18 protein-coding genes and 1 pseudogene are annotated in these 12,873 nt (G+C 49.8%); 15 read left to right on the top strand and 4 right to left on the bottom strand.

Translation table 11 applies throughout. The features are described 5' to 3' along the window. The first annotated feature begins 416 nt into the window (after positions 1–416). From ACUVQO_RS19605 to ACUVQO_RS19595, 3 genes are read left to right on the top strand one after another with little or no spacing between them, the layout of a single operon-like run. Positions 417–950 (top strand): CobW family GTP-binding protein, encoded by a 534-nt coding sequence (locus ACUVQO_RS19605; protein ID WP_445927517.1) that lies wholly within the window; start codon positions 417–419, stop codon positions 948–950. Further along, positions 947–1,651, top strand: a complete 705-nt coding sequence (locus tag ACUVQO_RS19600) for a WD40 repeat domain-containing protein (RefSeq protein WP_445927514.1) — start codon at positions 947–949, stop codon at positions 1,649–1,651. Before ACUVQO_RS19605 ends, ACUVQO_RS19600 begins: the two co-directional genes overlap by 4 nt. A gap of 30 nt (positions 1,652–1,681) precedes the next feature. Beyond that, entirely contained in the window at positions 1,682–1,981 is a 300-nt protein-coding gene (locus ACUVQO_RS19595) for a WD40 repeat domain-containing protein (protein ID WP_445927513.1), read from the top strand. A gap of 207 nt (positions 1,982–2,188) precedes the next feature. Here ACUVQO_RS19595 and ACUVQO_RS19590 read toward each other — a convergent pair whose 3' ends face one another. Next, the gene (locus ACUVQO_RS19590; protein WP_445927512.1) at positions 2,189–3,433 is read right to left on the bottom strand and encodes a SidA/IucD/PvdA family monooxygenase; all 1,245 of its coding nucleotides are present in this window, start codon (positions 3,431–3,433) and stop codon (positions 2,189–2,191) included. A 98-nt stretch (positions 3,434–3,531) separates the two neighbouring features. Between ACUVQO_RS19590 and ACUVQO_RS19585 the strand changes: the two are divergent. The 7 genes and pseudogenes from ACUVQO_RS19585 to ACUVQO_RS19555 all read left to right on the top strand — a co-directional run bounded on the left by ACUVQO_RS19585 (position 3,532) and on the right by ACUVQO_RS19555 (position 6,881). Next, positions 3,532–3,878 (top strand): annotated as a pseudogene (locus tag ACUVQO_RS19585) (SCO5389 family protein). Then, positions 3,862–3,936: a hypothetical protein gene (locus tag ACUVQO_RS19580; RefSeq protein WP_445927516.1), complete on the top strand. Its 75-nt coding sequence runs from the start codon at positions 3,862–3,864 to the stop codon at positions 3,934–3,936. Before ACUVQO_RS19585 ends, ACUVQO_RS19580 begins: the two are co-directional and overlap by 17 nt. An 8-nt stretch (positions 3,937–3,944) precedes the next feature. Then, positions 3,945–4,718 carry a GTP-binding protein gene (locus tag ACUVQO_RS19575; RefSeq protein WP_445927511.1) on the top strand — a complete coding sequence of 258 codons (774 nt, stop codon included), beginning with the start codon at positions 3,945–3,947 and terminating at the stop codon, positions 4,716–4,718. Next, positions 4,715–5,530, top strand: coding sequence for a metallophosphoesterase family protein (locus ACUVQO_RS19570; protein ID WP_445927510.1), 816 nt, complete (start codon positions 4,715–4,717; stop codon positions 5,528–5,530). The genes ACUVQO_RS19575 and ACUVQO_RS19570 overlap by 4 nt, the downstream gene beginning before the upstream one ends. 2 nt (positions 5,531–5,532) lie before the next feature. Beyond that, positions 5,533–5,742: a hypothetical protein gene (locus ACUVQO_RS19565; protein ID WP_445927509.1), complete on the top strand. Its 210-nt coding sequence runs from the start codon at positions 5,533–5,535 to the stop codon at positions 5,740–5,742. Positions 5,743–5,870: 128 nt separating this feature from the next. Then, positions 5,871–6,083 carry a hypothetical protein gene (locus ACUVQO_RS19560; RefSeq protein WP_445927508.1) on the top strand — a complete coding sequence of 71 codons (213 nt, stop codon included), beginning with the start codon at positions 5,871–5,873 and terminating at the stop codon, positions 6,081–6,083. 48 nt (positions 6,084–6,131) lie between these two features. Beyond that, positions 6,132–6,881, top strand: a complete 750-nt coding sequence (locus ACUVQO_RS19555; protein WP_445927507.1) for a metallophosphoesterase family protein — start codon at positions 6,132–6,134, stop codon at positions 6,879–6,881. 31 nt (positions 6,882–6,912) lie between these two features. On the opposite strand, the gene ACUVQO_RS19550 is transcribed toward ACUVQO_RS19555, so the two are convergent. Beyond that, positions 6,913–7,338: a Fur family transcriptional regulator gene (locus ACUVQO_RS19550; RefSeq protein ID WP_445927506.1), complete on the bottom strand. Its 426-nt coding sequence runs from the start codon at positions 7,336–7,338 to the stop codon at positions 6,913–6,915. Between the two features lie 43 nt (positions 7,339–7,381). On the opposite strand from ACUVQO_RS19550, the gene hemB reads away from it, so the two are divergent. From hemB to ACUVQO_RS19525, 5 genes are all read left to right on the top strand, one after another. Then, positions 7,382–8,455, top strand: coding sequence for a porphobilinogen synthase (gene hemB / locus ACUVQO_RS19545; RefSeq protein ID WP_445927515.1), 1,074 nt, complete (start codon positions 7,382–7,384; stop codon positions 8,453–8,455). A gap of 88 nt (positions 8,456–8,543) precedes the next feature. Then, positions 8,544–9,668, top strand: coding sequence for a metal ABC transporter substrate-binding protein (locus ACUVQO_RS19540; RefSeq protein ID WP_445927505.1), 1,125 nt, complete (start codon positions 8,544–8,546; stop codon positions 9,666–9,668). A 9-nt stretch (positions 9,669–9,677) separates the two neighbouring features. Further along, on the top strand, positions 9,678–10,442 hold the full coding sequence (locus tag ACUVQO_RS19535) for a metal ABC transporter ATP-binding protein (RefSeq protein WP_445927504.1): 765 nt from the start codon (positions 9,678–9,680) through the stop codon (positions 10,440–10,442). 12 nt (positions 10,443–10,454) lie between these two features. After that, entirely contained in the window at positions 10,455–11,291 is an 837-nt protein-coding gene (locus ACUVQO_RS19530) for a metal ABC transporter permease (protein WP_445927503.1), read from the top strand. A gap of 7 nt (positions 11,292–11,298) precedes the next feature. Further along, positions 11,299–11,625 (top strand): hypothetical protein, encoded by a 327-nt coding sequence (locus ACUVQO_RS19525; RefSeq protein ID WP_445927502.1) that lies wholly within the window; start codon positions 11,299–11,301, stop codon positions 11,623–11,625. A 165-nt stretch (positions 11,626–11,790) separates the two neighbouring features. Here ACUVQO_RS19525 and ACUVQO_RS19520 read toward each other — a convergent pair whose 3' ends face one another. Next, complete coding sequence (locus ACUVQO_RS19520) at positions 11,791–12,267, bottom strand: transposase (protein WP_445927501.1); 477 nt, start codon at positions 12,265–12,267, stop codon at positions 11,791–11,793. A 22-nt stretch (positions 12,268–12,289) separates the two neighbouring features. Then, complete coding sequence (locus tag ACUVQO_RS19515) at positions 12,290–12,745, bottom strand: helix-turn-helix domain-containing protein (RefSeq protein WP_445927500.1); 456 nt, start codon at positions 12,743–12,745, stop codon at positions 12,290–12,292. Between the last annotated feature and the right edge of the window lie 128 nt (positions 12,746–12,873).

Genomic DNA, 12,873 nt, shown 5'->3' with positions numbered 1-12,873 from the left:
CCGGTATTGTCTGGCTGACCAATCCCGACTTTAACTCAAGCAACTCAGATGTTGTGATTGGTGCCATCCGGACAACCTTCACGTTCTAATCTGCTCAAACCAGCAACCCGGTTTCTTGTAGAAACATTACCCCAGAAAAATCTGGTCACTGCATCGGTTAACTTTATTGGCTGGCAGGTCGGATGGTGTTAGTGGCATTAAAAAATTACTGCATCAATGGGTTGTCGGTATTCTGACCTGCTAACGTTCGGTTTCCTTCAACCCTAAACTGCCAGAGTTCTGCCTCAACCCAAAGTACTTGTTGAATTCCAGCTTTCATCATGGGCGAAGATATGCGCTCTCAAACCAGCCTGGATGCCGTGGTCACCGTTGTGGATGCCAAGCATATTCACCAGTACTGAGATGTCGATGAAGCGATCGAGCAGCTTGCCTTTGCCGACGTGATTCTGCTCAATAAAATCGATCTGGTCACGCCTGCAGAACTGGATGAATTAGAGCAACGCATCCGCTCCATGAATGCAATGGCAAAAATCTACCGGACAAAGGACGCTCAAGTAGAAATGGATAGCATCCTGGGAGTCGGAGCGTTCGATCTCAGTCGCGCTCTGGAGATTGATCCCAACTTTTTAGGCGAGGATGCTCACGAACATGATGAAACCGTCGGTTCCGTGGCGATTGTCGAATCTGGTGCGATCGATGGTGAAAAACTGAATATTTGGCTGGGTAAATTGTTACGCAATCAAGGACCCGATATTTTTCGGATGAAGGGCATTCTCAACATTGAGGGCGAAGACAATCGCTTTGTGTTTCAGGGGGTTCATATGCTGTTTGACGGCAGAGCCGATCGCCCCTGGAAGCCCAACGAAACCCGCAAGAATGAACTGGTCTTTATCGGTCGCAATTTGGATGAAACACAGCTAAAAGAAGGCTTCCGGGCGTGTCTGGCATGAAAACAAAAGCACAACTGGAATTTCAACAAACCTGGCGAGGCAGTTTGTCAGACTATGTGACGGCGATCGCCTGGTCGCCCGATGGTTGCTGCTTGGCGGCTTGTTCCGCGGCTGGGGAGGTGATGTTAATCAGCTTGCTAGGTTTCCAATCTACTCTTCTCCAGAGTGAAACGGGATACTCAATTGATTGCCTTGCGTTTTCCCATGATGGGCAATTTTTGGCGATCGGAGGGCAAGATGGGCAGGTGAAGATCTGGTTGCTTCAATCGGGTTTGCCAAAACTGATCACCACGTTAGAAAACAAATCCGTTTGGGTCGATCGCCTGTGCTGGAATCTGACAAAGCATGAGATTGCCTTTAGCCTGGGCAAGTATGTTCAGGTTTGGGATGCTGATACACAGCAAGTTGCAGCGACGCTTAACTTCGAGGCTTCAACCGTCCTGGACCTTGATTGGCGTAGAGATGGTAAATATCTTGCTCTGGCAGGCTATCAAGGGGCAAGGGTCTGGAATGCAACCGATTGGGATGCAGAAGAGGAGGCGCTAGATATTCCCTCGGCAACGGTGGCGATCGCCTGGTCACCCGATAACCAGTTCATTGCTGAGGGCAATCTCGATAGTACTCTAAGCGGGATGGAGTGGGGTAATCCGGCTCCGTGGCTGATGCAGGGCTTTCCGGGTAAAGTGCGGCAACTGGCATAGTCTGAGGTTCCCACAAATATTGGTGTGCCGATGCTGGCATCCTGTAGTGGAGCTGCTGTGGTTGTTTGGGAACGCGATCGCGATGAGCGCGTTGGTTGGGCAAGTCGGATTCTGGGTAATCATCAGGGAGTGATGCAGACGATCGCCTTTCAGCCCGGTTCACTCTTGTTAGCGTCGGCAGCAGAGGACGGTTGGGTTGCCCTTTGGCATCGGGGCACGCGACTGATTCAATCGCTTACAGGTGCAGCTAATGGCTTCTCCTGTCTCACCTGGCATCCGCAGGGACGTCAGCTTGCTGCAGGAGGATTGGATGGTGAATTGTTAGTCTGATCACAGGCTTTCCGAGGTCAGGGATTTGGTAAACGATAAGTCTCTTATCTTAGTACAAGACAAAACCTTGAAAAGATTAGCAGGAAAGGGGTTAACTAAATAACCAAGTCACATGAAACCCGATGAGCAGATTACTCAATTCCGATGTGTTTTGCAGCCCTATTTGGCAGGCTTGCCCAATGAATTCGCGATCCGTACACAAAATTTCTAGTTTAACGCCAAGCTAGATTTGGTTAGAGCGGGAACAATACGATCGCTCACAGCTCTTGCCCCTGATAAATTTCGCGCCGTTGGACCAACTTGCAACGCCGCCAAACCACCCATGATAAATAACTCGCAGCGTTGCCAGCGCAGATGCTCATCCACCACAGGCAACCCCTTCACAACTTCAATTGGGTAAGTCTCTAAAACGTCTTTCAACAGCGGGTGCTTGGTTGCATTCAACTGGCTACCCGTCGCCAGCCAGATGCGATCGATGTTTTGATCTTGAAGGTACTGATGCGCCGCTGAACTATTACAACAAACTTGCCAGTGTTCTCCGTTCCATCTCGCGCTACGCACCTCGCACTGCTCATAGAACACAATCTTCCCATCCCGTTGCAATCGGCATAATTGCGTCAGGATTGCGGGAGTCATCGACCCTCCGTTTCTTGCCTGCTGAATCATTTGCCAGCGAGTGCTCCAATCCGGTTCTGACCAGAAGTCCTTAAGATACTTCGGTCCCAGCCAACCAGGGTCAGCATCAAACAGTTTTTCGTATACCCTTCTTCTAGACATGAGAAAAACCCGTGCGCCACGCGCGATCGCACCAATGGCTAAATGACCGCTGGTTAATCCACCGCCGATGATCAGCACTCGTTCCCCTTGGAGTTGTAGCCCTCGCAAATCAACCCGTCCCGAATGCAAGAGACGATCGTTTGGATATGGTGTTGCAATCTGCTCAACCCACTCCGGCACCTGCGGGATGCCACCCCCATTTGCCATCACCACTCTCCGGGCAATCTGTGTTTGACCGTTGGATAACTCCAAAAGAAAGCGCGAACGCCGATGGTGGCTAAATGGTATGACTCGCGTCACTTGGGCTGGGTAGACACAAGTCTGTAGCTGCCAGCGACGGATTATGTCCTGGCAAAAGTCCTGAAACAGGCGAGTTCCGGGCAAATCATAGGGGGGAAACAGCTCATCAGGGCGAGCCTCGGCGAAAGTACGAAGCGCATGAGGGTCAGGATCGGGTTGATGGACGGCAGGCGATCGCAGATGAGGAATCTCAAAAGCAGCAAATTGATGATTCCACTGGCTCATCCAGGTGCCGCTAGGATCGAAGACGATAAATCGCCCGCGCATTGATTTTTTCTTTCGCAATAGGTGAGTCACCAGTGTTAGAGCATGGGGACCTGCTCCGACGATCGCCAGGTCAATGGAGTCTGGAAGTGCGAACACGGCATCAGGCATGGATTAATAGCTGGGTTGTGAGAATGATTATCTGAATTGTGAGAATGATTATCATTTTTTAGTTGTATTATAGTATAATGGGTTGCAGCCAATGAAGCATGAGGAGAAAAATGTCTCTGAACGTCAGTGAAGCCCTGATTCAACAGGCTGCGGCAGGCGAGGTAGATGAGAAGGCCTTTGTTGAAACCGTCCGGCAATCGTTGCCCTATGCCTGGAATATCGTCGAGCAACTGTCCTACAGCACTCACCAGGAAGGTGAGGAGTGGGCAAACCATGCAGTTCCCCCACCCAACGAGCAGGCACGCGGGCAATTGCTGCGGATGGTAGGTGGAGATGCGTTCGGGGAGCCGTAGAGCGGCACTTTAACGTGAAGTTAGCCTTTCAAAACTGTCATAATCTAGCAGCCTTTCGGCATGATTGTTTAGATTATGCCTGCCTACCGTAACTTCACCTCGATTCGCAGCCAAATTCTCAATCAAACCCCTGAACTCAAAGACTGTTAAGACACTGGATGCAATCTTTAAACATCACCCTGGTATCTGGGACACTGGGTGCTGGTAAAACCACCTGGATACGGCAGCAGGTCAATACCCTTAACCAACCAGCCGTCTACTTGAACTTGGGTGCCGGAGAAACGTCAGTTGATGCAACCTATTTGGCAGCCGAAGTTCCTAGTCTTACCGTGTTGTCTGTCAGCCAGTTGACCGAATTTCTGGAGCAACCGATCGCCGAGCGTCCCATCTACGTTGAATTGGGGTTTCATGTGGATTTGACATCCCTGATTCTGCCTGAGCGGATAGCAGGCTGTCAGCGAGTTGCCGTATTGCCGCCGGGAATGAGAGATACAGAATGGCATGAGTGGGCAAATCTCGTCGTTACGGGAGCTGAGACTCCCATTACATTACAAACGCCTCATCTCTGGCGGTCTACTTTGACTGGGCAGGTGTTTGACCTTGCCAGCCTTAATACGTTTTGGTACGAACTCACCCAGGGGGCATATGGCCATGTTCAACGTGCAAAAGGCGTTTTTGATGTGGCTGATGGGCGATCGCTCTATTTTGACTTTGTGGCGGGACTTGCTGAGACGACTTATCTTGAACTGAATTTGCCGCTTTGGTGCAATGGCAGACCCGATCGGTTTAGCGGCATTGAGGTAGTTGGTGAAGTACTGGATCAAGAAGCAATCGCTGAAACAATCAAAGCTTGCTGCTTAGAAGACCATGTGATTGCATATTACCAACAACAAATTAAAGACTCATTAGAGCCAGGAGATGAGGTGGCATGAAAATCGCGGTGATGTCTTGCATTCACGGCAATTATGAAGCATTGAATGCTGTGCTCTCGGATATCGATGATCACAATGTAGATAAGGTTTACTGTCTCGGTGATTTAGTGGGATACGGACCTCATCCTAATGCGGTGGTGGAGATGATTCGCTCTTTAGATATTCCCACCTGTCAGGGATGTTGGGATGAAGACATTGTGGAAGGGCTAAATGCTTGTGAATGTAGTTATCCATCGGTTTTGGCAGAGAAACGTGGCAAGTTAGCACATGAGTGGACGAACCAGGTGATTCACCCCGAAGTGCGAGAATATCTGGCGCAGTTACCCCTGAGTTTGCGGGATGAAAACCTGTGCTTTGTGCATGGCAGTCCCCACAACCAGCATGAGTACTTGTTACCAGAGATGGATGCGTTTGTGGCAATGGAGCGTGTGCTGGCATCGGGTGCCGATATCTTGTTTTGTGGTCATACCCATGTGCCTTATGTGCGGTCGCTCGATGCTGGACAATTGCAAATCCGCGTCAAACTGAGTGGAAAATCAGAACCTCAAGATAACAGCTTTTCTGCGCCACTCAAGCGGATTGTCAATGCAGGTTCAGTCGGTGAACCCCGTCATGGTAGACCGAATGCCACGTACGTGATTTATAACAATGACACGGATCAAATCACGTTGCGAGAAGTGGAATATGACTATCAAAAAACCTGTGCCGCCATTATTGAAAAAGGCTTGCCGCCGATCTTCGCGTGGCGATTAGCCAGAGGGATGGAATTTGCCGAACGCGCCGATGATCCGACTCATGTGTGTGAGCGATAGTTATGAGCGAAAATCCCTTTGACTTTGATCAAAATCCCAATCTACCAACGGCTGACTACGACATCGCAGTACGGCAAAATATTCCGGACTATGATGCGATGCTCACCATGCTGACAGCTTTATTCCAACTCTATTTGACGGATGATGCTCATATTCTTGTGGTTGGGGCAGGCGGTGGCATCGATACAGTGCTGCAACCAGCTTACTCGTGATGCATCTTCTACCCGATAATGGCACTAAGCTGGATTACCTCAAGGCGATCGCGTCACGTCTTCAACCGAGTAGCCCGTTTGTGCTGGTATATTCGCATAGAGATAAGTAATCAGAGGTGTTTAAGCGTTTGATTGATGGCTGGCAGAAACGAGCACAAATGGCACAAATGGCAGGGATGGAAGCACAACGGCTCAGCGAACTTGCTGACGGAGTATGGCAAAACATCCAATGTATTTCAGAAGAACAAACTCTGGAGTTGCTAGCTCAAGCTGGTTTCACCCGAACAACTCGTTTTTATGCTGGCTTTATTTTCGCAGGCTGGTTCGCGTTTACTGAATAGATGACCATTTTCAAATTACGTTCAAATTACGAAGGCGTGTAGTATCAGATGACCTGTTGGGCAATTTTAAGTGGCATTGAAGGAAATTTAGCAGCTTACGAAGCGGTATTGGCAGATATCAAACGGCAACGAAACCCGGTAGAAGAAGTGTATATCCTGGGGGATGTGATTGCGGCAACCCCTGCCAGCATCAAAGTGATTCAACGAATTCAGTCTCCTCGTGCCAATGAGCCTGTGCCCCAAGTGTGTCAGGGATGGTGGGAAGAACAGTTGCTGATCTTATATGGCTTAGGACGAACCGGAGAACCCACTGAACTGATTGAGCGATATGGCATGGAAATGGTGAAAATCCTGTGGGATGCGATTCCGCGAGAAATGGTGGAGTGGGTGCGATCGCTCGACTTCGGTTTCTTTGAACTCGACTGTTTGTTAATTCACGGCAGTAGCGTCAGTGTGAGCGATGAGCTAACACCGGATACACCCCCAATTCAGATGCTCGATCGTCTTATGCGGATGGATGCTAACATCTTATTTTGCGGTCGTTCTGGATTGATTTTTCAGTATCAGATTCAGCAAGGTACGGTGACATCTAGTATTACGACGTTAGATCAAATGATTTCACCGCAAGTAACCCAGGTGAAACCGCGGCAAATTGTTGGCGTTGGCAATGTTGGACGTATTCCTGGTCAAGCTACGTATACGCTTTATTACCCTAATTCCAACCAAATTGAGTTCAAGACTGTTCGCTACGGCTCTGGAAAAGGATTTCAAACCGTAGAAGGTCGCGTTTATCAGTAGATTTCTAGATTGTGTGAGAGAAACCGCGCAATCACGAATGAACTTTATGGGTGCAGGGTTCACAGAGACCGAAAAACTCTAGTGTGTGATAGTAAATTTTGAACGGAACTGAAGGCTGTAAGTGCATTTCTAACTGCTGTACCGGGCAATGGTCGAGCGGGAAGGATTGACCGCATTGCAAACAGGTCAGATAGTGCTGATCGGGCGTAACGAGGCTGTAGAACGCTTCGCCGTTTGCCCCCATCCGACTTTTGATCAATCCATGCAATTTCAGTGTTTCTAATGCCCGATACACGGTTGCCAGCCCGATCGTCTGCCGTTGGCGCAGCAGACCATATAGCTCCTGAGCGGAGAGGGCATTCGCTTGCTGGCACAGCATATCGAGCACAGCTTGCTGATTGTGAGTCAGACGAGGTGAATGGGTTGCACTTTCTTGAGAGGGTGAGTCACTTTTCACAACGAGTGCCGTATAATAAGCGAATGATAATGATTCTCATTATATTATGAGTCTAACTGAAACCTCAACACCCACACCTCAAACTCCGCAGACAGCAATTGCTCCTTCTGATTCTGGCGGTCAAGCCAACTCTACGATGCTAGCGCTCACTTATCGTCCCCGGCGGTTGCGGCGAACTGACACTCTGCGTCGCATGGTGCGGGAGAATATTCTGCGGGTTGAGGATTTGATCTATCCGCTGTTTGTGATGGAAGGGGATGGGCAGCGGGAAGAAGTGCCATCCATGCCTGGTTGCTACCGTTACACGCTGGATCTGCTGCTGGATGAGGTAAAGCAGGCGGCTGAGTTAGGAATTGGGGCGATCGCTCTATTTCCCCTAATTCCCTATGAACAGAAGGATAATGCGGGGACTGAGAGCTACAATCCCGATGGCTTAATTCCTCGCGCGGTGCGAGCGATTAAACAAGCTGTTTCTGATGTCCTGGTCATCACTGATGTTGCCCTCGATCCCTACAGCAGTGAAGGGCATGACGGCATTGTGCAGGATGGCAAAATTCTCAACGATGAAACGGTTGCGGTGCTGGTGAAACAGGCTCTTGTTCAGGCAGAAGCTGGAGCTGATTTTGTTGCCCCATCCGACATGATGGATGGTCGCGTCGGAGCAATCCGCAAAGCGCTGGATAAGGAAGGCTGGATCAACGTGGGCATTCTCGCCTACTCCGCCAAATATGCCTCTGCTTACTATGGTCCGTTTCGGGATGCCCTGGATTCTGCACCCAAGTTTGGAGACAAAAAGACTTATCAAATGGATGCCGCCAATGCAAGAGAGGCGATTAAGGAAGTGGATCTCGATATTGCTGAGGGTGCCGACATTGTGATGGTCAAGCCTGCACTGGCATATCTGGATATTATTTGCCAGATCAAACAGCGCACTCATTTACCTGTTGCAGCCTACAACGTCAGTGGGGAATACGCCATGATTAAAGCCGCGGCGGAACAAGGTTGGATTGACGAGAAAAAAGTGGTTCTGGAAACCCTGACCAGCATGAAACGAGCCGGGGCAGACTTAATTTTGACTTACTTTGCTAAAGATGTGGCGTTGATGTTGCAACGGTGATGGGAGTAGGAAATGGGAAATGAGGCTCCTCCCTTATTCCCTTACTCATCAAACTCAAAACTGCTGTAAATACGTGAGGATACTTCAGATGATTCATTCAAACACAAGATTACAACCATCCAGCAATCTCGTCCGGCGGTTGTCTGTTGCGGTGGTGTCGGCGATTGCACTCAGCCTGGGAAGTTGTGCAACCAATACGCCTTCCGGTTCTGGATCGCCTCAATCAAATGCGTCTCCGGCGGCGGCGACAGCAGATGAGTTGCAGGTAGTGACGACCTTTCTGCCGATTACGGAATTTACAAAAGCCGTAGCGGGCGATCGGGCAGAGGTAACTCAACTGTTACCTACCAATGTTGAGCCCCATGACTATCAAGCAAAGCCGGAAGATGCCCAGAAGTTGGCGAAAGCCGATGTGCTAGTGCAAAACGGGCTAGGGATGGAGGAGTTTCTGGAAGACCTGGTTAAAAATGCAGGGAATGCCAACCTGAAGGTGATTGATTCCAGTCGGGGTATACAGACCATTACGACAGAATCGATCGAAGGGGAAGCCCATGACCATGACCACGATCATGGCGCAAATGAAAAAGCTGAAGCCGGACATGGACATGATCATGGAAAATACAATCCTCATATCTGGCTAGATCCAAAGCGGGCAATTCGGCAGGTAGAAAACATTCGGGATGGGCTGATTGCGGCAGATCCAGCAGGAAAAGATGTGTATACCGCCAATGCATCTGCCTACATTCAGCAGTTACGGAATTTGGATGCCGAAACCACAAAGCTGCTACAACCCTACGCCGGGAGAACCTTTGTCGTCTTCCACGACTTTGCGCCCTATTTTGCCCAAAGCTATAACTTGAAGGCAACGTTCCTGGTTGATGTACCAGAGGAAAATCCCTCTCCCGATGATGTGAAGCGAGTGATGGATGCAGCGAAGGCAAGCAACTTGCAAACACTTTTGACCGAACCCCACAGTGGACAAGATGCGTTTGCATCACTGGCAAAGGATTTGAACGTGCGGGTGAGCACCTTTGACCCGATGGAAACGGGAGGTAGTGAGGCACTCCAGCCCAATTACTACCTCACGACGATGCGGCAGAATGTCAAAACTTTGGTGAGCGCTTTTACTGGGCAATCAACTCAGTCCTTTCTTCCCCTCTGGACACCGCAACCCGTTGCTGCTGTGCCGCAGAGAGTTGGGTTTCGGTTTTAGGAGGGTTGCTTGAGAGAGCTCGTGCTATCGGTTGAGCAACTGACGGTTTATCGCGAAACCTATGCGGCGGTGCAGGATGTTTCGTTTGAGCTAGAGGCGGGTACCGATACGGCGATCGTTGGTCCCAATGGGGCGGGCAAAAGTACGTTGGTACAAGCGATTCTGGGGATTCTGCCTCGGCAAGCAGGAGATATTTTTATCCTGGGGCAACCTCTGTCTCGTCGAGGTTTTCTCGCACCTGCCATTCGTCAACAGATTGCCTACCTGCCGCAAAACTTTCTGTTCGATCGCCGGATTCCCATCACCGTCGAAGAACTGGTGGGATTGGGATGGGACAAGTTAGGGTTTCAGGTGCCCTGGAAAGACCACCGCAAACGCCGTCATGCCATTCGTGAAGCGTTGGCACGGGTCGATGCTGCCCATCTCAGACATCAGTTAATCAGTAGGTTGTCGGGAGGCGAAACTAAGCGCGTCCTCCTGGCATACTGTCTGGTGCGTCCCCGTCGTCTGTTGATTCTGGATGAAGCTCCGGCAGGATTAGATGTGCGGGGTGAATCAGAGTTTTACCACCTATTGTACCAACTCAAACGAGAGCAAGGCTGGGCAATCCTGCAAATTTCGCATGATTTGGATATGGTGCGCCGACACTGCGATCGCGTTCTCTGCCTTAATCGCACCTTACTTTGCCAGGGCATTCCAGAGGTAGCCCTTTCCCCCGATAATCTCTCGGCTGCTTACGGGTCTGAATTTGTTCGCTATCGCCATCAGCATTAACTCTATTCCCTTATGCCTACCGAACTCAGCCATATCGTTGAACTGTTTCAACTGCCCTTTATGCAACGGGCACTTTTGGGTGGCGTTCTCACCGGGTTAATGGGCGGGATGCTGGGGAGCTTCACAATCCTGCGCCAATTGTCTTTCTTCAGTGATGCATTAGGGCATTCAGCTTTGTTGGGCATCAGTATTGGTTTACTGATCGGCATTAATCCATCCGTTGTATTGCTGCCCTTTGCTGTCTGCTTTGCTTTGGGGGTCACGTATCTGTTAGAGCGCACTCGGTTATGGACCGATGCACTGCTGAATATCATCTATTCTTCATCATTGGCGATCGCCATCATCACCCTCAGCTTTGTCGGACAGTACAAAGGTGGACTGAATAACCTGCTATTTGGCGATATTCTGGCAGTGCGAGAACTGGATTTAGTCTTTAGTGGTTTGTTATTGATTGCTTGTACGGTGTTTATTGGTCTAACGTTGCGAACGCAAATGTTGCTGACCTTGCATGAACCATTGGCGATCGCCCGTGGAGTTTCGGTTTCGGCTCATCGTACCGCCTTTATTGTCTTGCTGTCGCTGGTAGTGGGCATTTCGATCAAGGCGATCGGAGTGTTGCTGGTGAGTGCGTTTGTGGTGATTCCTGCCTGTGCTGCCCGACTGCTGAGCCGAACATTCACCAACTACGTGGTGCTATCAGCAGGATTAGGGGCGTTGAGTGCTGTGGTTGGGATGCTGATTTCGGCGGCGTTTAATTTGCCTTCTGGTCCCAGTATTGTGGCAACCCAGTTAGTGATTTTTCTAACGACAATGGCACTGCCCCGATTACGTGCTTTAGGACATGGGTAAATGTGCAATGTCTGGATCTGATATCACTCCCGAAATTTTGCAGACGATCGAGATTCTGGAAGCATTGGAAACCTTGCTGGACAAGGCTCCCAATGCTGAAATCGAGGATATTTTGCAGGAAGCCTGGATTAAGGTGAGTGAAACCTTCCCAGATGATTTCAAAGAGGCTACGCGGGAAGATGCCGGAGCAGAGGGCTTACGGCGCTATATCCGCATCAAGGCATTTTTTGAGAATCCCACTGAGAACCCCATCACTCCAGAAGAATTAGAGGCATATTACCGCAATCGTGAACCCGTGGATGAGGATTCAGCGGAGTTTTTCTTTCCAGAATGAGGGGAAGATCTAACGGGAGCAGGGGAGGAGACTGGATGAGTGAATGTACTGTGTGTCCAACAGTACCTTTGCCGTCTCTGTAGAAAATCAGAAGATATGCGGAAAGATTCTGCCTAGCCTGCATTATTCATGAGGGGTGGTAGACGGGGGGAACTACAGCAGTTCTCAGATGAATAAACCACAATGAGCGAACCAACTAAGGGCATCATCACAAGAAATACACTCGTTGATAATCTTGATCAGAGCTTGGTCTAGTGCGTCTCTCGTTCGAGCTTTCGCCAAGCGTAAGAGTTGTTTGAGTTTTGACCAGCACAATTCAATCGGTGACAGGTCAGGAGAGTAAGGGGGTAAAAACACGACTTTAGCGCCAACCGCTTCGATGGCTTCCCGCACGACCTCTGCGTGATGAACCGGTAGATTATGCGTCACCACAATTGCACCGACCCACAATTGAGGAATCAAAATCTCTTGCACATAGAATAGGAACACGGCAGTATTGACACTGCCAACGATACTCAAGGTGGCAATCAAACCATCAATACTCATCGCGCCGATCAAGGAGAGATTTTTGCCACCATCCCCGGGTGCTTCGCTGTCATACAAGCGTTCACCGACTGGGGCACGCCCATAGAGGCGAGTCATCCCCAAATGAATCCTGGTTTCATCAATGAACACTAAATTGCGTGGGTCTACTGTGAAACTCCAAAATCGGAAAGCAAAGCGCAAAGCTCTGACCCGTTGCGTAGCTTGTTGGGAGGCAATCAGCGTTTTTTTTGACGCTGAACTTGAGTTGGCTCACCACCCGTTGCATAGTCGAGACACTCACCTCGACCCCAGTTTGTGCCGCAAAGCGGTCACACAATTCGCTCAATAGGGCATTCGGTTGTTTCTGGACGAGGGCTTCAACGATGGGTAACTGCGCGTTGCCCACCTTCGCAACGGCTCCTCCCCCATGCGGTTTAGGTTGCACGCTACCCATTTCCCGGTAGTGTCGCAGCAGGTCTCGGATGAACGATAAACTCACTTTGAATCGTTCTGCCAGTTGTCGTTGCGATCCGGCTTTTGCTTGATAAGCAGTGAGAATTTGCTCTCGTAAATCAACCGACAAAGGCGCAGGCATGAGTGGCTATTTCCTAATTTCGCGGGTCTCAATTAGACTACCAGATTGTGGCTTACCCAAGCAGGAATGGCTGTAACCCTCTTTGGTCACTCTAAGCGGATGAAAATAAGTGCTGTAGGTTCAACTGA

The sequence above is a fragment of the Leptodesmis sp. genome (assembly GCF_052746595.1).
Note: the sequence above shows the minus strand (reverse complement) of the source record. Positions and strands in the feature narration are given on the sequence as shown.